This is a genomic window from Streptomyces sp. NPDC127098 (genome assembly GCF_042722465.1).
Classification (GTDB): Bacteria; Actinomycetota; Actinomycetes; order Streptomycetales; family Streptomycetaceae; genus Streptomyces; species Streptomyces millisiae.
Window position 1 is genome coordinate 20949 of the sequence record NZ_JBHXFJ010000016.1, and the last position, 20992, is coordinate 41940.

General features: G+C 73.8%; 17 protein-coding genes. 10 read left to right on the plus strand and 7 right to left on the minus strand.

Features of this window, described 5'->3' with window-relative positions; translation table 11 throughout:
- Nucleotides 1-25: 25 nt before the first annotated feature.
- Nucleotides 26-1660 (minus strand): ABC-F family ATP-binding cassette domain-containing protein, encoded by a 1635-nt coding sequence (locus ACFWI8_RS12975; RefSeq protein WP_387089578.1) that lies wholly within the window; start codon nucleotides 1658-1660, stop codon nucleotides 26-28.
- Between the two features lie 207 nt (nucleotides 1661-1867).
- Here ACFWI8_RS12975 and ACFWI8_RS12980 point away from each other — a divergent pair, with 207 nt between their 5' ends.
- The 3 genes from ACFWI8_RS12980 to ACFWI8_RS12990 all read left to right on the plus strand — a co-directional run bounded on the left by ACFWI8_RS12980 (nucleotide 1868) and on the right by ACFWI8_RS12990 (nucleotide 6206).
- The gene (locus ACFWI8_RS12980; RefSeq protein WP_387089581.1) at nucleotides 1868-2506 is read left to right on the plus strand and encodes a helix-turn-helix domain-containing protein; all 639 of its coding nucleotides are present in this window, start codon (nucleotides 1868-1870) and stop codon (nucleotides 2504-2506) included.
- 546 nt (nucleotides 2507-3052) lie between these two features.
- Complete coding sequence (locus tag ACFWI8_RS12985; protein WP_387089584.1) at nucleotides 3053-3781, plus strand: HAD family hydrolase; 729 nt, start codon at nucleotides 3053-3055, stop codon at nucleotides 3779-3781.
- A gap of 7 nt (nucleotides 3782-3788) precedes the next feature.
- Nucleotides 3789-6206 (plus strand): glycoside hydrolase family 65 protein, encoded by a 2418-nt coding sequence (locus ACFWI8_RS12990; RefSeq protein WP_387089587.1) that lies wholly within the window; start codon nucleotides 3789-3791, stop codon nucleotides 6204-6206.
- Between the two features lie 8 nt (nucleotides 6207-6214).
- Here the strand turns inward: ACFWI8_RS12990 and ACFWI8_RS12995 are convergent, their stop codons facing one another.
- Nucleotides 6215-6916: an FCD domain-containing protein gene (locus tag ACFWI8_RS12995; RefSeq protein ID WP_311599434.1), complete on the minus strand. Its 702-nt coding sequence runs from the start codon at nucleotides 6914-6916 to the stop codon at nucleotides 6215-6217.
- Between the two features lie 185 nt (nucleotides 6917-7101).
- On the opposite strand from ACFWI8_RS12995, the gene ACFWI8_RS13000 reads away from it, so the two are divergent.
- From ACFWI8_RS13000 to ACFWI8_RS13015, 4 genes are read left to right on the plus strand one after another with little or no spacing between them, the layout of a single operon-like run.
- Nucleotides 7102-7587 (plus strand): gluconokinase, encoded by a 486-nt coding sequence (locus ACFWI8_RS13000; RefSeq protein ID WP_387089825.1) that lies wholly within the window; start codon nucleotides 7102-7104, stop codon nucleotides 7585-7587.
- Nucleotides 7588-7636: 49 nt separating this feature from the next.
- Nucleotides 7637-9043, plus strand: coding sequence for a gluconate:H+ symporter (locus ACFWI8_RS13005; protein ID WP_311599432.1), 1407 nt, complete (start codon nucleotides 7637-7639; stop codon nucleotides 9041-9043).
- A 10-nt stretch (nucleotides 9044-9053) separates the two neighbouring features.
- Nucleotides 9054-9830, plus strand: coding sequence for an SDR family oxidoreductase (locus tag ACFWI8_RS13010; protein ID WP_387089590.1), 777 nt, complete (start codon nucleotides 9054-9056; stop codon nucleotides 9828-9830).
- A gap of 13 nt (nucleotides 9831-9843) precedes the next feature.
- The gene (locus tag ACFWI8_RS13015; RefSeq protein WP_387089593.1) at nucleotides 9844-10869 is read left to right on the plus strand and encodes an L-idonate 5-dehydrogenase; all 1026 of its coding nucleotides are present in this window, start codon (nucleotides 9844-9846) and stop codon (nucleotides 10867-10869) included.
- Between the two features lie 2 nt (nucleotides 10870-10871).
- On the opposite strand, the gene ACFWI8_RS13020 is transcribed toward ACFWI8_RS13015, so the two are convergent.
- Nucleotides 10872-11798 (minus strand): phosphotransferase family protein, encoded by a 927-nt coding sequence (locus ACFWI8_RS13020; protein WP_387089596.1) that lies wholly within the window; start codon nucleotides 11796-11798, stop codon nucleotides 10872-10874.
- A 297-nt stretch (nucleotides 11799-12095) separates the two neighbouring features.
- Nucleotides 12096-12968, minus strand: a complete 873-nt coding sequence (locus ACFWI8_RS13025; protein WP_387089599.1) for a universal stress protein — start codon at nucleotides 12966-12968, stop codon at nucleotides 12096-12098.
- Nucleotides 12969-13133: 165 nt separating this feature from the next.
- Between ACFWI8_RS13025 and ACFWI8_RS13030 the strand changes: the two genes are divergently transcribed.
- Nucleotides 13134-14534 (plus strand): endo-1,4-beta-xylanase, encoded by a 1401-nt coding sequence (locus tag ACFWI8_RS13030; protein ID WP_387089602.1) that lies wholly within the window; start codon nucleotides 13134-13136, stop codon nucleotides 14532-14534.
- A gap of 3 nt (nucleotides 14535-14537) precedes the next feature.
- Here ACFWI8_RS13030 and ACFWI8_RS13035 read toward each other — a convergent pair whose 3' ends face one another.
- Together ACFWI8_RS13035 and nirB are read right to left on the minus strand one after the other, a co-directional pair.
- Nucleotides 14538-14876, minus strand: coding sequence for a nitrite reductase (NAD(P)H) small subunit (locus tag ACFWI8_RS13035; protein ID WP_387089605.1), 339 nt, complete (start codon nucleotides 14874-14876; stop codon nucleotides 14538-14540).
- On the minus strand, nucleotides 14873-17470 hold the full coding sequence (gene nirB, locus ACFWI8_RS13040; RefSeq protein ID WP_387089608.1) for a nitrite reductase large subunit NirB: 2598 nt from the start codon (nucleotides 17468-17470) through the stop codon (nucleotides 14873-14875). Before nirB ends, ACFWI8_RS13035 begins: the two co-directional genes overlap by 4 nt.
- A gap of 230 nt (nucleotides 17471-17700) precedes the next feature.
- Between nirB and ACFWI8_RS13045 the strand changes: the two genes are divergently transcribed.
- The gene (locus ACFWI8_RS13045; RefSeq protein WP_387089611.1) at nucleotides 17701-18243 is read left to right on the plus strand and encodes a GNAT family N-acetyltransferase; all 543 of its coding nucleotides are present in this window, start codon (nucleotides 17701-17703) and stop codon (nucleotides 18241-18243) included.
- Nucleotides 18244-18613: 370 nt separating this feature from the next.
- On the opposite strand, the gene ACFWI8_RS13050 is transcribed toward ACFWI8_RS13045, so the two are convergent.
- Nucleotides 18614-20098: an aldehyde dehydrogenase family protein gene (locus ACFWI8_RS13050; protein ID WP_387089614.1), complete on the minus strand. Its 1485-nt coding sequence runs from the start codon at nucleotides 20096-20098 to the stop codon at nucleotides 18614-18616.
- Between the two features lie 217 nt (nucleotides 20099-20315).
- Between ACFWI8_RS13050 and ACFWI8_RS13055 the strand changes: the two genes are divergently transcribed.
- Nucleotides 20316-20936, plus strand: a complete 621-nt coding sequence (locus ACFWI8_RS13055; RefSeq protein ID WP_387089616.1) for a TetR/AcrR family transcriptional regulator — start codon at nucleotides 20316-20318, stop codon at nucleotides 20934-20936.
- The last annotated feature ends 56 nt before the right edge of the window (nucleotides 20937-20992 follow it).

Consider the following 20992-nt stretch of genomic DNA (forward strand, 5'->3'; position numbering starts at 1 on the left):
GGTCCGGGGGCGGGCGCCGAGGGCCTCAGAGCACCAGCCGCGGCCAGTCGGCGAGGTCCCGCAGCAGTTGCCGGTCGTGCGTCGCGACGACGACGGCGGCGCTCGTGGTGCGGAGCGCTTCGGTCAACTCGTCGACCAGTGCCGAGGACAGGTGGTTGGTCGGCTCGTCGAGCAGGACAAGACCGGGGCGCCCGGCAAGCGCCAACGCCAGGTCGAGACGCCGCCGTTGCCCCTGCGACATCCGCCCGACCGGGGTGCGCGCGGCCTCGGAGTCCAGCAGGCCGAGCGCCCCGAGCGGGACGACGTCCGCGTCGGTGAGCACCCCTCGGGCCACCAGCCGTCCCACGTGGCGGGCGTGCGCCTCGCGGGCGGTGAGTCCGGGGTCCGGTTCGGCCGTCTCCTGGCCCAGCAGAACCACCCGTGCGCCCTTCGCCGTCACGACCCGCCCGCTCGTGGGCCGGAGCGCGCCGGCGAGCACCGCGAGCAGTGTGGACTTCCCGGCACCGTTGGGTCCCGTGACGAGCAGCCGGTCGCCGCCGTCCAGGGCGAGGTCGACCGGTCCAGCCAGCCGCCCCGCCACCGCCACGCCGTGCGCGCGCAGCTGCGGCGCGCCTGGCCGGACGCCGAGGTCGGGCCAGCGCAGCGCCGGCGGCGGCTTCGGCACGTCGATCCGGTGCGCCGCCAGGGCGTCCTGCTGCCGCTTCAGGGCCTGCACGACGCCCGGCGCGCGGGACTGGCGCTGGTGCTTGCCGGTCCCCTTGTCCGGCCGCCAGCCGGTGGAGAGCCGGTCGCGCGCCTTCGACACCTCGTCCTTCAACCGCCGGTGCTCGGCCTGCTGTTCCTCGTGGTCCTGCTCCCAGCGTTCGCGCTCGCGCCGCCGGGCGTCCTGCCAGGCGTCGTAGCCACCGGCGTACCGGCGCGGAATCCCGTCGCGGGTCGGGTCGAGATCGAGGAACCGGTCCGCGGCGTCGCGCAGCAGCGCCCGGTCGTGGCTGACGACGGCGAGGCCGCCGTCGTGCTCGCGCAGCCTGCGGGTCAGGAAGTCGAGGCCGCCGGCGTCGAGGTGGTTGGTCGGCTCGTCGAGCAGCAGCACGTCGTGGCGCGCGCCGAGCAGGCAGGCCAGCCGGACCCGGTAGCGCTGCCCGACCGACAGCGTCGACAGCGGGCGGTCGCGGTCGGGGCAGGCGCCGAGCGCCTCCAGGGCGACATCGACGCGGCGTTCCGCGTCCCACGCGTCGAGCCGGGTGGCGGCGTCGAGCGCGGTCGCGTAGCGGTCGTCGGCGGTGGGGTCGTCGCCCCTGGCCATGGCGAGGGTCGCCTCGTCCAGCGCGGCGAGCGCCGCGAGCGAGGCGGCCAGCGCCTCGGCCGTCAGGGCGCCGACGGTCGCGCCGTCCCGGGCGGACAGCTCCTGGCGGGCCAGGCCGATCGTGCCGGCCTGGCGCACGGTGCCCGCGTCGGGCGTGACGAGCCCGGCGAGCACGTGGAGGAGTGTCGTCTTGCCGCGGCCGTTCTCGCCGACGACGGCGATGCGGGCCCTGGGGGAGACGGTGACCGTCACGTCGTTCAGGACGCGTCGGCCGCCGCGGGTGACGGTGACGCCCTCGGCGTGGACGTGTGCGCTGCCGACCGCGTCGGGGGTGGAGGTGGGGGAGACGTTCAACGGATGCTCCGCAGCTCGCAGTGGAGCCGGGCAGCGGAAGGCGGCCGCCCGGCGGGAACCGGGACGGCGAGCGCGAATTCGAGAGGAAGTGCGCCGCCGTCAGCGGGCGGAGCGCACCTTCTGGGACCAGAGACCTCGTGCCATACGGGTGATCGTAGCAACGCTGATCGACGAGCGGTGTCCGGTCGGCCCGGTGATCCTGGGGACATGAAGGCCGGTACCTCGCACGATCACCGCACCGACGTGGGGCGCCGCGTGGCGCGGCGGCGGGAGCGGCTCGGGCTCAGCCGCGACGAGGTCGCCGGGCGGGCCGGCGTCGCCCCGCAGTACCTGCGCTACCTGGAGGAGCACGAGGCGTCGCCCAGCATCGGCTCGCTGACCCGGGTGGCCAGGGCGCTCGACACGACCGTCGCCGAACTCAGCGGCGCGGAGCCGGCGGCGCCTCCGGCCCGGATCGGCGGCGGGGCGGTCGTCCCGCTCGACCCGGACGAGTGCCACGAGCTGCTGGCCGCGCACAGCGTGGGCCGGATCGTCGTCGGCACGGCGGAGGGCCCGGCCATCGTCCTGGTCGGCTACGCCGTGGTCGAGGGCGTCGTCGTCTTCCGCGCCGCCGGCCTCGGGGGCGGGGCGGAGCGGCTGGCCTTCGAGGTGGACAGCGTCGACGAGGCCGGGGGTGTCGGCTGGAGCGTCCAGGTGGTGGGGCCGGTCGAGGAGATCACCGACGAGGCGGAGCGGAGGCGGCTGGCCGCCGGCCGGCCGTCCCCGGTCGGGGGGAACGGCCACGGCCGCTGGTACCGCCTGACCCCGACCCGCGTCACCGGCCGCCGGATCGTCCCCAGCGAGTAGCCCGCGGCGGGCTTGGCTGTGCGCGCGGGGTGGTGGGTCTTACCGGCTGCGGGGCGCCTGCGGCGGGCTTGGCTGTGCGCGCCGGGTGGTGGGTCTTACCGGCTGCGGGGCGCCTGCGGCGGGCTTGGCTGTGCGCGCCGGGTGGTGGGTCTTACCGGCTGCGCCGGTGGGGGCGCTTCGCGCGGGCTTTGGCCGGGGTGGCGCCTGCGGCCGATGTCTGACCGGCGCTCCGCGCCGGCACCCCGGCCGGCGGGTGTGCGGCTCCGGAGCCTGCGCCGTGCCGGCGGCGCGCCGAGCGGCCTCGAGGCCGAGCGTCGGGCCTGCCTGAACGGTGCACGGATGGCGGCGCCGCGCCACGTGCCGCTGCGCGGCGGGTGCACGCCAGGGCGCGCCTGCGGCGCAGCCGCGCGGCGAGCCGGCCGCCCACGGCCGGCCGGGCCCCGTCCCATCCCGGTGGCCGGGCGCGCGCCAGGGCGCGGGGGGTGGTCGGATTGCGGGGTGGGCCGGGGCGGGGTCCCATGGAAGGGAACGGCCTGGGAGGTGGCGATGCCGGAGTTGTGGGGTTGTCAGGGTGTCGTCTTCGACACCGACGGCGTCATCACCGACTCGGCCCGGGCGCACGCCGCCGCGTGGAAGGAGGCGTTCGACGCCGTGCCGGGCGTCGATCCGCCGTTCGACCTGGTCGACGAGTACCGGCGGCACGTGGACGGCAAGTCGCGGCTCGACGGCGCGGCCGCGTTCCTCGCCGCGCGGGGGCTCGACCTGCCGACGGGCGATCCCGACGACCCGCCGGGGACCGGGACGGTGCACGCCGTCGCGGCCCGCAAGGAGGAGCTGTTCCGGCGGGTGTTGGACGAGGAGGGCGTCGACGTCTACCCCGGCACCGTGCGGCTGCTGCTGGCGCTGCACGGGGCGAACGTGCGGTGCGCCGCGATCTCGTCGTCGCGGCACGCCCGTGACCTGCTGTCCAGGGCCGGGGTGCGGTCGCTGCTGCAGACCGTGGTGGACGGCAACGACGTGGCCAGGCTCGGGCTGCCCGGCAAGCCGGATCCGGCGCTGTTCGTGGAGGCGGCGCGGCGGCTCGTGGTGCCGGTGGAGTCGGCGGCCGTCGTGGAGGACGCGCTGGCCGGCGTGGAGGCGGGGCGGCGCGGCGGGTTCGGGCTCGTGGTGGGCGTGGACCGGATGGACACCCCGACCAGCGCGCACGACCTGCGGGAGCGCGGCGCCGACCTGGTGGTCGGGGATCTCGGCGAGCTGCTCGGCGCCCGGAGGTGAGCGGGCCGTGCCCGACTGGACCTGGGAGTACGAGGGCTACGATCCGCGGGCCGAGCGGCTGCGCGAGGCGCTGTGCACCCTGGGCAACGGCTACTTCGCCACCCGCGGCGCGGCGCCCGAGACCAACGCGGGCCCGGCGCACTACCCGGGCACCTACGCCGCCGGCCTCTACAACCGGCTGCCGACGGTGCTGGCCGGCCGGCTCCTCGAACACGAGGACATGGTCAACCTGCCGAACTGGCTGCCGCTGCGTTTCCGCATGCACCCCGACGAGGGCCCGGACGGCCGCTGGTTCCACCCGGACCAGGACGTCGAGGGGCTGCTGCTGTACCGGCAGGCCCTGGACCTGCGGCGCGGCATCCTGACCCGCTGGATCAGGTTCCGCGACGAGCACGGCCGGCACCTGGGCGTGGAGCAGTCCCGCATCGTGCACATGGGGGACCCGCACTTGGCGGCGCTGCACACGACGTTCACCGCCGAGGACTGGTCGGGGACGGTCGAGGTGGAGTCGGCGATCGACGGCATGGTCGGCAACACCGGCGTCTCCCGCTACCGCGACCTGGCCAGCCACCACCTGACGCGGATGGGCACCGGGACGGGCGGCCCGGCCGAGCCCGGCGTGACGTGGCTGCGCTGCCGCACCACCGCGTCCGACGTGCGGGTGGTGGTGGCGGCCAGGACCCGGGCCGACCCGGACGGCGCGCCGGAGAACGTGCGCAACCGGCAGTCGGACTTCCGGATCGCGCAGCGGCTCACCATGCCCGTCGAGCCGGGCCGCACGGCGAGCGTGGAGAAGGTGGTGGCGCTCTACACCTCGCGGGACGCGGCGATCAGCGGCCCCATGGAGTCGGCGCTGGAGGCGGTGCGGTCGGCGCCCGACTTCGCCCGGCTGCTCGACTCGCACCTCCAGGCGTGGGAACGGTTGTGGCGGCAGGCGGAGTTCGAGGTGCCGGGGGAGTCGGGGCACGTGCTGCGGCTGCACGCGTTCCACCTGTTGCAGACGTTGTCGCCGGCGCACACCGCCGAGTTGGACGTGGGCGTGCCGGCGCGCGGGCTGCACGGCGAGGCGTACCGGGGGCACGTGTTCTGGGACGAGCTGTTCGTGCTGCCGTATCTCAACCTGCACTTCCCCGAGTTGTCGAAGTCGCTGCTGACGTACCGCTACCGGCGGCTGCCGGCGGCCTGCCGGGCGGCGCGGGCCCTGGGCCGGGAGGGCGCCTGCTATCCGTGGCAGTCGGGCAGCGACGGGCGGGAGGAGACGCCCGAGGTGCACCTCAACCCGCGCTCCGGGCGGTGGTTGCCGGACAACTCGCGGCTGCAGCACCACGCCGGCTCGGCCGTCGCCTACAACGTGTGGCGGTACGCGCAGGCCACCGGCGACACGGAGTTCGCGCACACCAGGGGCGCCGAGATGCTGCTGCAGATCGCCAGGTTCTGGGCCTCGACCGCCGAGTTCGACGCGGCGCTCGGCCGCTACCGGATCCGGCGGGTGCTGGGGCCAGACGAGTACCACGACGGCTACCCGGACGCGGCGGACCCCGGCCTTGACGACAACGCGTACACCAACGTGACGGCCGCCTGGGTGCTGGCGCGCGGCCTCGACCTGGCGCGCACGCTGCCGGCCTCGCGCCGGCAGGAGCTGTTCGAGCGGATCGAGCTGCGCGGCGGCGACCTGGAGCACTGGGAGGAGGTGTCGCGGCGGCTCCACGTGCCGTTCCACGAGGGCGTGGTGAGCCAGTTCGAGGGCTACGGGGAGCTGGCGGAGCTGGACTGGGACGGCTACCGGGAGCGGTACGGCGACATCCGGCGGCTCGACCGGATCCTGGAGGCGGAGGGCGACACGGTCAACCGCTACCGGGCGTCCAAGCAGGCCGACGTGCTGATGCTCGGCTACCTGTTCTCGCCCGAGGAACTGCGGGAGATCTTCGGCAGGTTGGGCTACGACCTGTCGGACGAGGCGTGGCGGCGGACGGTGGACCACTACCTGGCGCGCACCAGCCACGGGTCGACGCTCAGCGGCGTGGTGCACGCCTGGGTGCTGGCCCGCGCCCGGCACGGCGAGGCGTGGACGCACCTGCGGGAGGCGCTGGCCAGCGACGTGGCCGACCTCCAGGGCGGCACGACGGCCGAGGGGATCCATCTGGGCGCGATGGCGGGCACGTTGGACCTGGTGCAGCGCGGCCTGACGGGCCTGGAGACCAGGGAGGGGCTGCTGTGGCTCGACCCGGCGCCGCTGCCCGAGCTGTCGGAGTTCGGCCTCCGGGTCCGCTACCGGGGCGTGGAGGTGCGGATCAGGATGAAGCCGGGCCAGCTGTGGATCGGCGTGCCGCCGTGGGAGGAGTCCGGGGTGCGGGTGGTCCTCTCCCCGGACCTGGGGATCGAGGTGGCGCCCGGCGACGAGCGGCTGTTGCCGTTGGCCGGCTGATCAGGTCGTTACGGCGCCAGGACGTCCAGCTCGCGCAGCGCGCCCTCGGTGATCTCGCGGGTCAGCCGCTCGGCGCGCTCCGCGTCGCGGGCCCGGATCGCCTCGGCGACCTGGACGTGCAGGGTGACGGCCGCCGGGTCGGGGTCGTGGAACATGACCTGGTGCCGGGTGCGGGCGGAGAGCACCTCGCTCACCACGTCCCCGAGCCGGGCGAACATCTCGTTGCCCGAGGCGCGCAGCACCGTGCGGTGGAACGCGATGTCGTGCACCAGGTACGCCTCCAGCTGGTGGCCGCGGGAGTTGGCGACCATCTCCAGCACGTGCCGGGTGACCTCGGCCTGCTCCTCCGGGGTCGCGTTCCTGGCGGCGAGTCCTGCGGCCACCGGCTCGATGGCGGAGCGCAGGGTGGTCAGCGAGCGCAGCTGGCGCGGCCGGTCGGCGCCGGCCATCCGCCACCTGATGACCTGCGGGTCGAAGACGTTCCACTCCTCGGCGGGCAGCACGGTCACGCCGACCCGGCGGCGCGACTCCACCAGGTGCATCGACTCCAGGACCCGGACCACCTCGCGGACGACGGTGCGGGAGACCCCGAAGCGCTCCTCCAGCTCGCCGGTGCGCAGCACGCTGCCCGGCGGGTAGTCGCCGGCGGTGATGGCCGGCCCGAGGACGGCGAGCAGCTTGGTGTGGAGCCCCTGGTGACCTCTGTCCATGTCGTGGTTCTCCCGCTCCCCCTCGTCCCGGCTCGCCGGGGTCAGCTTACGGGCCACCCGCTCATATGACATTTAGGTCACAGGCTCTTGAATAAGTCATACATATGGGGTTGAGTGTCGGCACCATCCAGGTCGAAGGAGACAGTGCGGTGCAACACTCGCAGGACGTCCCGGTCGTGGTCGTCATGGGCGTGGCCGGCTCGGGCAAGACCACCGTCGGGCCGTTGCTCGCCGCCCGGCTCGGCGTCACCTACGCCGAGGCCGACGACTTCCACCCGCCGGCGAACATCGCCAAGCAGGCGGCCGGCATCCCGCTGGACGACGAGGACCGCGCACCCTGGCTCGACGCCATAGGGGCCTGGGCCCACGACCACGCGGCCTCCGGCGGCGTCGTCAGCTGCTCGGCGCTCAAGCGCGCCTACCGCGACCGGCTGCGGGCCGCGGCCCCCGGCATCTTCTTCGTGCACCTGGCCGGCAGCCGCGAGCTGATCGGCGACCGGATGGCCGCCCGCACCGACCACTTCATGCCGCTCTCGCTGCTCGACTCGCAGTTCGCCGCCCTCCAGCCGCTGGAGGACGACGAGGCAGGCGTCGCGATCGACATCGCCGCCGGCCCCGAGGACATCGTCCGCCGCGCCGTCGAGGCCGTGCCGGGCGCCGGCCACCCGTAGCCGTCCCGACCCCCCACCCAGTCCCCCCACCCCTGTTCGTGAGGTAACCATGACGCATCTCAACGCGGAGGTGCTGGCAGCCGCTTCGACCCCGGCCGCCGAGCCGATCACGTCCGCCGGGCACGGGCAGCTCGCGCTCGCCGTGCTGCTCGGCATAGCCGTGCTCGTGCTCCTGATCACCCGCTTCAAGCTGCACGCCTTCCTGTCCCTCACCATCGGCACCCTGGTGCTCGGCGCCGTCGCCGGCGCCCCGCTGGACAAGGTGATCAGCAGCTTCAGCGCCGGTCTCGGCTCCACCGTGGCGGGCGTCGGCGTCCTCATCGCGCTCGGCGCGATCCTCGGCAAGCTGCTCGCCGACTCCGGCGGCGCCGACCAGATCGTCGACACCATCCTCGCCAAGGCGTCCAACCGCGCCATGCCGTGGGCCATGGTCCTCATCGCCGGCATCATCGGACTGCCCCTCTTCTTCGAGGTCGGCATCGTGCTGCTGATCCCGGTCGTGCTGCTGGTCGCCAAGCGCGGCGGCTACTCCCTGATGCGGATCGGCATCCCCGCTCTCGCCGGCCTCTCCGTGATGCACGGCCTGGTGCCGCCGCACCCGGGACCGCTGGCCGCCATCGACTCCGTCGACGCCAACCTCGGCGTCACCCTCGCCCTCGGCGTGCTGATCGCCGTGCCCACGGCGATCATCGCGGGCCCGGTCTTCGCCCGCTACGCCGACCGCTGGGTCGACGTCACCCCGCCCGAGGGCCTGATACCCGAGCGCCCCTCTGAGCAGCTCGACCGGCGTCCCGGCTTCGCCGTCACCGTCGGCACCGTGCTGCTGCCCGTGGTGCTGATGCTGATCAAGGCGCTCGTCGACATCGTGATCGACGACCCGGAGAACACCGTCCAGCGGGTCGCGGACGTCGTCGGCAACCCGATGATGGCGCTGCTCGCCGCCGTGCTCGTCGGCCTGTTCACCCTCGGCGGCGCCGCCGGCTTCGCCCGCGACCGGCTGGCCTCCACCGTGGAGAGCTCGCTCGGCCCGATCGCCGGCATGCTGCTGATCGTCGGCGCTGGCGGCGGCTTCAAGCAGACCCTGATCGACTCCGGCGTCGGCCAGATGATCCTGGACATCTCCCAGGACTGGAACATATCGGCGCTGCTTCTCGGCTGGCTGATAGCCGTCGGCATCCGCCTCGCCACCGGCTCGGCCACGGTCGCCACCATCTCCGCCGCCGGCCTCGTCGCCCCGCTCGCCGCCGACATGTCCACCTCGCACGTGGCGCTGCTCGTGCTGGCCATCGGCGCCGGCTCGCTCTTCCTCAGCCACGTCAACGACGCCGGGTTCTGGCTGGTCAAGGAGTACTTCGGGATGAGCGTCGGCCAGACGCTGCGCACCTGGTCGGTGATGGAGTGCGTGATCTCCGTCGTCTCCCTCGTCTTCATCCTGCTGCTCTCGCTGATCATCTAGGCGGCCGACCGTGAAAGCACCAGACCCCCTCTTCGACATCGCCGGACGCGTCGCCCTGGTCACCGGCTCCAGCCGTGGCATCGGCCACGCGCTGGCCGGCGGCCTGGCCGCCGCCGGCTGCGTGGTCGTGCTCAACGGGCGCGACGAACGGCGGCTCGCCGAGGCCGCGGCCGAGATCACCGAGGCCACCGGCGCGGCCGTGCACACCGCCGCGTTCGACGTGACCGAGGGGACGGCCGTCGCCGCCGGCGTCGCCGACGTCGAGGAACGCGTCGGCCCGCTCGACATCCTGGTCAACAACGCCGGGATGCAGCACCGCAAGCCGCTCCTCGACTTCACCGACGCCGACTGGCACCGGATCGTCGACACCAACCTCACCAGCGCCTTCCTGGTCGGCCGCGAGACGGCCCGGCGGATGGTCGGGCGCGGCCGCGGCAAGATCGTCAACATCTGCTCGCTGCAGAGCGAGGTGGTGCGGCCCGGCATCGCGCCGTACGCCGCCACCAAGGGCGCCCTCAAGATGCTCACCAAGGGCATGTGCGCCGACTGGGGGCCGCACGGCCTCCAGGTCAACGGGCTCGGCCCCGGCTACATCGAGACCGAGCTGACCAGGCCGCTGGTCGAGGACCCCGAGTTCACCGCCTGGGTGCGCGGCCGCACCCCGGCCGGCCGGTGGGGCCGCGTCGAGGACCTGGTGGGCGCGCTGCGCTACCTGGTCTCGCCCGCGGCCGACTTCGTCAACGGGCAGGTGCTGTACGTCGACGGCGGCATGTCGAGCGTGTTGTGAGGTGGCGGGGACGATGCTGAGCTGTGTGATCCACGGGGCCGGCGACCTGCGGGTCGAGGAGCGGCCCGAGCCGGAGCCGGGACCCGGGCAGGCCCTGGTCGCGATCCGCTACGGCGGCGTCTGCGGCTCCGACCTGCACTACCACCGGCACGGCGGGGTCGGCGACTTCCGGCTGCGCGAGCCGCTGGTGCCGGGCCACGAGGTGGTGGGCACCGTCGTCGACCGCGGCCCCGGCGCGACGGGCCCGGCGGTCGGCACCCCGGTCGCCGTCCACCCCGCGACCCCCTGCGGCCGGTGCCCCGAGTGCGCCTCAGGACGGGCCAACATCTGCCGCGACACCCGCTACCTGGGCAGCGCCGCCCGGATGCCGCACGTGCAGGGCGGCTTCGCCGCCCGGATCGTGGTCCCCGCCGACCAGCTGCGGCCGCTGCCGCCCGGCCTCGACCTGCGGCGCGCCGCCCTCGCCGAGCCGCTGGCCGTCGCCCTGCACGCGGTGCGCCGGGCAGGGCCGGTGGCGGGCCGGCACGTGCTGGTCACCGGCGCGGGCCCGATCGGCTGCCTGGTCGCGGCGGCCGCCGACGAGGCGGGCGCCGCCTCGGTGACCGTCACCGACCTGCTGCCGCGCGCCCTGGAGTTCGCCCGCACCGCCGGCGCCACGGCGGTGGTCCGCGCCGACGACCAGGACGACCCGGGCTGGCCCGAGCAGGTGGACGTGGCGATCGAGGCGTCCGGCACCGCGCCGGGGCTCGCCGACTGCCTGAACCGGGTGACCCGCGGCGGCGTCGTCGTCCAACTCGGCCTGCTGCCGCCCGGCACCACGCCGTTCGCCGGCAACGCCCTGGTCACCCGCGAGATAGAGCTGCGCGGCGCGTTCCGCTTCGCGCCCGAGCTCGACGAGGCGCTGCGGCTGCTCGCGGCGCGCCCCGCGCTCGAAGGGCTGATCAGCGCGGTGCGGCCGGTGCGGGACGCGGCGGACGCGTTCGCGCTGGCCGCCGACCGCGCGACCTCCTGCAAGGTGCTGCTGGACTTCGGCGCCTGACCCTAGGGGCGGTCCGACAGCTCCTCGTGGAGTCCCTGGAGCGCGACGTGGTCGTCGTCGCTGCCGGTGTGCGGGGCGGCGAACCAGCGCGCGTACTCGGCGATCTCGGAGAGCCGCCAGTCGAGCGCGAACAGCTCCACCATCGCCGGGTCGGGGGCCAGTTCGGCGCCGGCGGCCGTGCCGAGCAGGCTCGCGTAGTCCCGCTCGCGCGGCGCGAGGGCCAGCGACTCCCAGTCGACCAGCCTCAGCCCGCCGGCGACCACGACCTGGTTGGCGAAGTGCGGCTCGCCGTGGGTCGGCACCCAGGAGTCCTGGCGGGAGCGGGCGACGTCCCCCAACTCCAGGTAGCGGGCCGTCCAGCGCCCGATCGCGGCACCGCGGGCGGCGATCGCCGCCCGCGCCTCCTCCGCCAGCGGCCCCGACGTCCAGGCGGCGGCGGTGCGGGCCCGCAGCTCGTCCGCGAACCCCGGGCCGACCCGGGGCCGCCAGCGCGGCAGCCCCTCCGGAGGTGTCGTCTGGTGCAGGGCGGCCAGCGCCGCGACGACCTCGGCGAGGTGCCGGGGCTCGCGGGCCTCCGCCTGGGTCGGCGACCGGCCGTCCAGCCACGGCGTCACGCTGAGCACGCCGGGCCCGACACCGACGGTGAACCGCCCGGAGGCGGTGGGCAGCGGCGCGCACACCACGGCCAGGCCGGCGGCGGCCAGCGCCGCGGCCCCCGCGTAGGCGGCCTCCAGCGACTCCGCGGTGTGCCGGGGCGCCAGCTGGTCCAAGGTCACGAACAGGGCCTCGCCGGCGGCGCCGCGCGCCCGCCAGTGGTGGGCGCCGAACCCCCAGGGCAGGTGCTCGACCCCGGTGACCCCGGGCAGCCAGTGGTCGGCGACCGCGCGGGCGATCGCGTCGTCGTCGATGAAGGAGGGGCGGGAGAACACGAGCCCCGATCCTAGGCAGCCTCTTGGGGAGCCGTCACCGGAGTTTCGTCGCCGGCGCCCGGCGACTCGCAGGGGCTGGTCGGTGCGCTCCGCCCGGGGTTTTTTCCGCCGCGCTTCGCGCGGGTGGGCCTGACGGCCCGGATTCGTTTCGCCGGGCCGGGCCTAACCGCGTGCCAGCGCGCACCGGCGGCGTCGTGCTGGCACGCGGCTGACCGGCTCGCAGGGCCCTGACGGCGGCTTCGCCGCTCGTCGGGCCCCTGTGGCCGTGCCGGCCTGTGGCCGTGCCGGCCTCGGCGGTCAGCCGTACGGCACGACCGCGACCGGGCAGGCCGCGTGGTGCAGCGCCGCGTGCGCCACGCCGCCGATGTGCGGGCTGAGCCGGGGGCGGTGCAGGCGGCGGCCGACGACGAGCAGCGCGGCCCGGTGGGACGTCGCCGCAAGCAGCTCCTCCGAGGCGTTGCCGAAGCGCAGGTGCTCCACGACCGGTACCGCCGGATGGCGCTCCCGCCAGGGGGCGAGCGCCTCGGAGAGCAGCGCGGCCTGCTGGTCCTCCACCGGCTGGTGGCCGCGCTGCTGGAGCATGTCGGGCACGTCGGAGCCGAACATCGACGGCGCGCCCCAGACGTGCACCGCCCGCACTCCGGCGCCGCGCACGCCGGCCGAGGTGAAGGCGAAGTCGAGGAGCCGGCCCGAGTCGGGGCCGAGGTCGCGCAGGCCCACGACGACCTCGTCGCCCTCGGTGGTCCTGCGGGCCTCGACGGCCCGCACGGAGACCACCGGGCAGGCGGCGTGCGCGATGACCGGCTGGCCCACCGAGCCCACCAGGAAGCCGACGACCGCGCCGTGCCCCCGGGAGCCGAGGACCAGCAGCTCGGCCTCGGACGACTCCTCGACCAGCCCTGACGCGGCCGTGTCGGGCACCAGGTGGGTGCTCACCGTCAGCTCGGGATGCCCCGCCGAGACCTCGGCCTCCGCCTGTTCGAGCAGCCGCCTCGCCACGTTCTCGTCCGGCGGCGTCGGCACGAACAGCGACTCCTCCATCCAGGCGTGGGCCAGCCGAAGCGGAACGCCCCGCCGGGTCGCCTCGCGGGCGGCCCACTCCAGGGCGGCCTGGCTCTCCGCGCTGCCGTCGATCCCGACGGAGACGGGGCGGGTGCTGGGGAGGTTCATGGCACATCCTCGGAAAGCGGTCCGTACTCCACTCTCGCGCCGATCCCGCCCGACTGCGACCGCAGGGCCCGGGACGACGGGGAAGGGGTTATTGACGCGTGCGCGGCAAACCGCCTAGAAAGAGGGCGTCAGCCTGCGGGGGCTCGACCGAGAGGGACGCCCTCGATGTTCCATCGTGTACGCGGCGCAGCCGTCGCCGCACTGGCCGCCGCCGCGCTGCTCGCGCCGACCGGCGCGGCGAACGCCGCGGCCGCCGCTGAAGACCCCGAAGCCGCCGCCCCGCCGCTGCGGGACCTGGCCGCCGAGAGCGGCCGGTTCTTCGGACTCGGCATCAGCGGGCCGATGCTCGACCAGCCCCAGTACACCGCCATCGCCTCCACCGAGTTCTCCAGCGTCACCCCGGGCAACGAGATGAAGTGGGGCTCCGTCGAGCCCACCCGGGGCAGCCTCGACTGGACCGGCGCCGACCGGATCGTGGACTTCGCCGAGGAACACGACCAGGAGGTGCACGGCCACACCCTGGTCTGGCACAGCCAGCTGCCGAACTGGGTGGCGAACGGCGACTTCGCCGACGGCGAGCTGCGGCAGGTCATGACCGACCACGTCACCACCCAGGTCGGCCGCTACGCCGGCCGGATCGCCCGCTGGGACGTGGTCAACGAGCCGCTGAACGAGGACGGCACGCTCCGCGACACCGTCTTCCTGCGCGAGATCGGCCCCGGCTACATCGCCGACGCGCTGCGCGCCGCCCGCGCCGCCGACCCCGGGGCCAGGCTCTACATCAACGACTACAACACCGACGGCGTCGGTGCGAAGAGCGACGGCATGTACGAGCTGGTCCGCTCGCTCCTCGACCAGGGCGTGCCGCTGGACGGCGTCGGCTTCCAGTCCCACCTGATCCTCGGCCAGGTGCCGTCCTCGATGCGGGCCAACCTGCAGCGCTTCGCCGACCTCGGCCTCGAGGTGGCGGTGACCGAGCTCGACGTGCGGATGCAACTCCCCGCCGACGCCGCCAAGTCGCGGCAGCAGGCCGCCGACTACGGCGCGGTGGTGGGGGCCTGCGTGGCGGTGACGCGCTGCACCGGCGTCACGATCTGGGGCTTCACCGACGCCGACTCCTGGATCCCGCCGACCTTCCCGGGCCAGGGCGCGGCCCTGCCGTGGGACGAGAACTACCAGCCCAAGCCGGCCTACCACGCCATCGTCGAGGCGCTCGGCGGAGACCCGGCGCCCGAACCGGAACCGGGCGCCTGCGTGGCGGACTACCGGGTCACGAACCGGTGGAACGCCGGCTCCACCGTCGACGTCCGGATCACCACGACCCGGGCGCTCGCCGGCTGGACCGTCACGTTCGACCTCCCGGTCGGGGAGTCCGTGGTCAGCTCGTGGAACACCTCGCTGACCCAGAACGGCACCACCGTCACCGCCCGCAACGCCGCCTGGAACGGCACCGTGGGTGCCGGTGGCACGCTCGGCTTCGGCTTCCAGACCGACAGCGGCGCCGTCTACGGAGCGCCCGTGCCGGCGCTCAACGGCACCGTCTGCACGGGCGCGGGCAACGCGTAGCGCCTAGCGGGCGCGCGTGGCGTAGACGGGGACCGTGCGGTCCGGGTCGGGGTCGTCGATGCACCGGCCGGTCGTCAGGTCGAACCGCTGCTTGAGCAGCGGCGAGGCCACGAACGGCCGGCCGGAGCCGCCGCGCGAGCCGACCAGGCCGCGGGAGAGCACGTAGGCGCCGCTGAACGGGTCCCGGTTGCCGATGGCGTACGTCCTGCCGTGCCGGTCGAGGAAGAGCGCGGCCTGCTGCCCGTCCGGCAGCAGCACGGCCACGCCGCGCCCCGGGACGAGCTCGGCGAGCCCGCAGACCGGCAGCCAGCCGTCGTCCGTTACCTGGATCTCCACCTTCACTTGGACGAACTCCCTTCGAGCGTGCGGATCGGCAGGGTGGGCCCGGCGAGCAGCGTCAGGTCGGGCTTGTGCTGCTCGCGTTCGGGCACGAAGGCGACGGTCGGGTCGGGTGCGCCCGGCGCGTTGACGAAGGAGACGAAGCGCCGGAGCTTCTCCGGGTCCTCGATGGTCTCGGCCCACTCGTCGCGGTAGTTGGCGACGTGCGCGGCCATCATGGCCTCCAACTCGTCGCATATTCCGAGCGAGTCGTGGACGACGACGTCCCGCACGTGGTCCAGGCCGCCCTCGATCCGCTCCAGCCAGGTGGAGGTGCGCTCCAGGCGGTCCGCGGTGCGGATGTAGAACATCAGGAACCGGTCGATGAGCCGCACCAGTTCCGCGTCGGACAGGTCCTGGGCCAGCAGGTCGGCGTGGCGCGGCGTCGCGCCGCCGTTGCCGCCGACGTAGAGGTTCCAGCCGTTGGCGGTGGCGATGACGCCGAAGTCCTTGCCCATCGCCTCGGCGCACTCGCGGGCGCAGCCGGAGACGGCCGACTTCAGCTTGTGCGGCGACCGCAGACCCCGGTAGCGCAGCTCCAGGTCGACGGCCATCCGCACGCTGTCCTGCACGCCGTACCGGCACCAGGTCGAGCCCACGCAGGACTTCACGGTGCGCAGCGCCTTGCCGTAGGCGTGCCCGGACTCGAAGCCGGCCTCCACCAACCTGGCCCAGATCATCGGCAGTTGGTCGACGCGGGCGCCGAACATGTCGATCCGCTGGCCGCCGGTGATCTTGGTGTAGAGGTTGAAGTCCCGCGCCACCTCGCCGATCACGATCAGCTTCTCCGGCGAGATCTCCCCGCCCGGCACGCGCGGCACGATCGAATACGACCCGTTCTTCTGCATGTTGGCGAGGAAGTGGTCGTTGGTGTCCTGCAACGCGGCCTGTTCGCCGTCCAGCACGTAGCCGTTGGCGCCGATGGTGGGCGCGAGCGAGGCGATGATGGAGCCCACCGTCGGCTTGCAGATCTCGCAGCCCTCGCCGCCGCGCGCCTCCTCGCGGCCGTGCCGGTCGAGCAGCTCCCGGAAGCCGGTGATCCGCAGCGTGCGGACGATCTCGTACAGCTCCTGGCGGGTGTGGGAGAAGCAGCCGCACAGGCCGATGTCGACGGCGACGCCGTTGGCCGCCAGCTCGTCGTTGACCAGCTGGCCCAGCACCCGCAGGCAACTCCCGCAGTCCGTACCGGCCTTGGTGCACTTCTTGACGTCGGCCACGCAGGTCGCGCCGCCCTCGGAGACGGCCGCCCTGATGGCGCCCTTGGTCACGCTGTTGCAGTTGCAGATCGTCGCGTCGTCGGGCAGCGCGGACGGGCCGAGCCCGGTGGGCGGCGCGAGCCCGGCCGGCAGCACCAGCTGCTCCGGCGGCGCCGGCGGCACCGAGCCGGTCAGCGCCCGCAGCAGCCCGTAGGAGTCGGCGTCGCCGACCAGCACGCCGCCGAGCAGCGCGCCGTCGGCGCCGACCACCAGCTTCTTGTAGACGCCGGCCCGCGCGTCGGAGTAGACCACGTCGAGGCAGCCCGCCGCGCGGCCGTGCGCGTCGCCGAAGGAGGCGACGTCGACGCCGAGCAGCTTGAGCTTGGTCGAGGTGTCGGCCGAGGTGAACGCGGCGTCCGTCCGCCCGTCGTTGGCGATGGCGTCGGCGGCGGTGGCGGCCATCTCGTAGCCGGGCGCCACCAGGCCGTACACCATGCCGTCGACCGTCCTGGCGCACTCGCCGATGGCGTACACCGCCGGGTCGGTCTCCGTGCGGCAGCGTTCGTCGACCACCACGCCGCCGCGCTCGCCGACCGCGAGCCCGGCCGCCCTGGCCAGCGCGTCCTGCGGCCGGACGCCGGCGGAGAACACCACCAGGTCGGCCTCGACGGTCGTGCCGTCGGACAGCACCATGCCGGTGACCGCGCCCGTCTCGTCGGCGGTGATCTCCTGCCCGGCCACGCCGGTGTGCACGTTCAGGCCCATCTCCTCGACGGTCCTGCGCAGCGCCCGGCCGCCGCCCTCGTCCACCTGGATCGCCATGAGCCGGTCGTTGAACTCCACGACGTGGGTCTCCAGGCCGAGACCGCGCAGCGCCCCGGCCGCCTCCAGGCCGAGCAGCCCGCCGCCGACCACCACGCCGGTGCGGGCGCCGGCCTCGGCGTGCGCGGTGATGGCCGCCACGTCGTCGACGGTCCGGTACACGAAGCAGCCGGTGGCGTCCCGGCCGGGGACGGGCGGGACGAAGGGGTACGAGCCGGTGGCGAGCACGAGCGTGTCGTATGCGACGACGCGCCCGGCGGCCGTGGTCACGGTCCGCGCCTCGCGGTCGATCGCGGCGACCGGGTCGCCGAGGTGGGTCTCGATGCCGTGACGTGCCATGAACCCCTCGGGGACCATGGACAGCTCTTCCGGGGTGGTGCCGGTGAAGCAGGAGGTGAGGTGGACCCGGTCATAAGCGGGACGCGGCTCCTCGCCCAGCACCACGATGCGGGCACGGTCGGGCACGCCGCGGTCGGCCAGCTCCTCGAGGAAGCGCTGGCCCACCATGCCGTGGCCGATCAGGACGATGGTCTGGGTCATCACGTGTTCGAGAGTGCGACGGCGCTGTTACCCGGCCGCATCACCTCCGTTTCCCTCGGGCAACGCTGACCTCAGCGGGCGGCGACCCGATGTGTGAGGGGGCGTGCGGATCGCTTAACATCCGCGCAGCACGGCCTTATCCGCCGCTTAACGTCCTGTGCGCGGCTGCACGTTCATCCCGTGATCGGGTAATCATGCGAGCGGCGCGAAACCGCCCGACTGCTGCGAGGATGACGCGTATGACCGAGGTGCGCACCACTCACACCGCCGACCTGGACCCCACCGCGCTCGCCGCCGCGCGCGCCCTGCTCGACGAGGCGTTCGACGGGGACTTCTCCGATCACGACTGGGAACACTCGCTGGGCGGCATGCACGCGATGCTCTGGGACGGCGACGAACTCGTCGGCCACGCCTCCGTCGTCCAACGCCGCCTGCTGCTCGCCGGCCGCGCCGTCCGCACCGGCTACGTCGAGGCCGTCGCCGTCGCCGCCTCCCACCGCCGCAACGGCCACGGCACCCGCCTGATGACCGAGGTCGAGCGCGTGATCCACGGCGGCTACGACCTCGGGGCGCTCTCCACCTCCGACGACGCCCACGACTTCTACGCCGCCCGCGGCTGGCGCCTGTGGCGCGGCCCGACCTTCGCCGTCACTCCCCTCGGCATAGCCCGCACCGAGGACGAGGACGGCGGCGTCTACGTCCTCCCCGTCTCCGTCACCCCCGACCTCTCCGGCGAGATCACCTGCGACTGGCGCGACGGCGACGTGTGGTGACCGAGGCGGCGGTCCGTCCCGACGAACTCAACCGCCGCACGGGTGGCCGGCGGCGGGCTCCCGCTCACCCGGGGTGCGGGCCGGCTCTGGCCGGCTCAGAACGCCGCGGCGCCTGCGTCTACTGGCCGCCACGGCCCGCTTGATCGACGGGTTCAGTCCCGCCGTGATCGAGAAGCGGGTGCCGGCCCGGCGGCAGGCGGCCACCACGTCGGCGTTGGAGAACTGGCTGTCCGCGACACGTCGGCCGAGACGGCCAGCCAGGAGGGGCGGACGGTGGACAGTCCTCGTCGCCCGGCGGGCCAGCTTGGCGCTGGCCCCGTAGCGCTGCTTCGCGGGCGGGGCGCTGCGGGGGCCGGGCGCGGTGCCGGGCTCAGAGGTTGACGACGACGGCTTTGGTCTCGGTGTAGGCGTCGAGGACGTCGGTCCCGTGTTCCCTGCCGATGCCGGACTGCTTGAAACCGCCGAAGGGCAGCGGGCCGCTGCTCATCTGGTTGACGGTGTTGATCCACACGGTTCCGGCCTGGAGGCGGTCGGCCATGGTGTGGGCGCGGCTGAGGTCCTTGGTGAACACGGTGGCGGCCAGGCCGTAGACGGTGTCGTTGGCGATGCGCACCGCCTCTTCGACGTCCTGGAACGGCAGCAGTACGGCGAGAGGACCGAAGATCTCCTCCCGGGCGACGCGTGAGGTGTTGTCCAGGCCGGTGACCAGCGTGGGGCCCACGAACAGGTCGTCGGACTCCTCACGGGTGTCACCGATGATCTTCCCGCCGGCCTGGCGGGCGAGGTCGAGGTAGCTGGTGACCTTCTCGTAGTGGCTGCGGGAGGCCAGGGGGCCCATCACAGCCTGCGGGTCGAAGGGATCGCCCAGGGGGAACCTGGCCATGTTCTCGGCGAGCAGGCGGGTGAACTCCTCGCGGATGGATTCCTGCACCAGGACGCGCGTGCCGGCCACGCATCCCTGGCCACTGCCCGCACAGAAGCCCAGCGCGGCGGAGAACGCGGCGGCCTCCAGATCGGCGTCCTCGAAGACGATGAACGGTGACTTGCCGCCCAGCTCGAGGGTGACGCGCTTGAGGTCACGGGCAGAGGACGCCAGGACGTGCTTGCCGACGGCCGTGGACCCGGTGAAGCTGATCTTGTTGACGTCCGGGTGGGTGATCAGGGCCTCACCGGTGCTCTGGCCGGGGCCGGTGACGACGTTGAGGACCCCGTCAGGCAGGTCGGTGTGCTCACGGACGAGTCCTGCCAGGCGCAGCAGGCTCAGCGAGGTCTGCTCCGAGGGCTTGGCGACGACGGTGTTCCCGGTGGCCAGTGCGGGGGCGATCTTGTAGGCCATCTGCACGAGGGGGCCGTTCCAGGCGGCGATCGCGGCGACCACGCCCAGCGGGGAGCGCTTGGTGTACTGCAGCTGGCCGGGGGCGGAGGGCGCGGTGGCGCCGTAGATCCGGGTCGGCCAGCCGGCGTAGTGGCGGTAGACCTCGACGGTGTGGTCGACCATCCCGCGCGTCAGCATCAACGGGCCGCCCATCTCCAGGGAGTCCAGGGTGGCCAACTCGTCGGCGTTCGCCTCGATGACGTCGGCGATCTGGTTCAGCACGCGGCTGCGCTGTTCCGGCCTGATGGCTCCCCAGGTCGGGTCTTCGAAGGCGCGGCGCGCGGCCCCCACGGCCGCGTCGATGTCGTCGCGCCCAGCGACGGCGATTGTGGTGAGGTCGGCACCGGTCATCGGGTCGACCGTGGCCATGGTCTCGCCGTCGGTGGCGGGCTGTTCACGGCCGTCGATGAACAGACCGTGTGGCCGCGACGCGAAAGAAGGGGCAGGACGGGTCGTGGCTGGGGCAGCTGGGGTGTTCACGGCGAAGCGACCTCTTTCGGTGGACGGTGGTCACCGCGTCGTGCGCGGAGCACCCGTCACGGGCTGGAACAGAGCGTTTCCGCCTCAGGTGGTGGCCGCCGTGGCGACCACCACCCAGCGGTGTCGGTCTCGCTTTTCAGGCAGCCTATACCAACCTGGCAGAGACTGTCATGAAGGCATTCACTGCCTCCTTGGCGGTCTCCGCTAGGGTGGGGTCATGTCCAGCACGAGACTGCCGTCGGTCTGGGAGCGGTCGCGTCAGATGGCGCGCGAGGAGATCAAGGCCGCCGCGCTCAGGCTGTTCATCGCCCAAGGATTCGAAGAGACGACCATCACGCAGATCGCCGAGGAGGCGGGCGTCTCCCAGCGCACGCTCTTCCGCTACTTCGGCACCAAGGAGGAGTTGGTCTGCGGAGACCAGGACGAGCTGGGTGAGCTGTTCGTGCGCCTGGCGGCCGCGCAGCCCGATGACGTGTCCGTCTGGCAGGTGCTGCGCGACGGCTTCGTCACGGTCATGACCGCCGACCATTCGTTGGAGCAGACCCTGCGCATCAGCACGCTCATCTTCCGCACCCCCGCGCTGCACGCCAGCTACACCCAGAAGCGTCAGGGCTGGGCGGTCAGCCTGATGCCGGTGATCCGCGAACGCCTGCTCGCCGAGGGCTGCGAGGCCAGCCGCGTCGATCACGATGCCCGCACCGCCATCGCCGTTGCCTTCGCCTGTGCCGACGCCGCTGTCAGCACCTGGGTCGCGGCCCGCGGAGAGGTCGACCTGGTCGCGCTCTACGACCAGTCCTTCGATCTCGTCCGCTCCGCCCCCAGGCCGCGACGTCCGTGACCGAGGATCGGCGCGCGACTCGTCGACAGGGCGCGGGCCCGGGGCGAGTCGCGTTC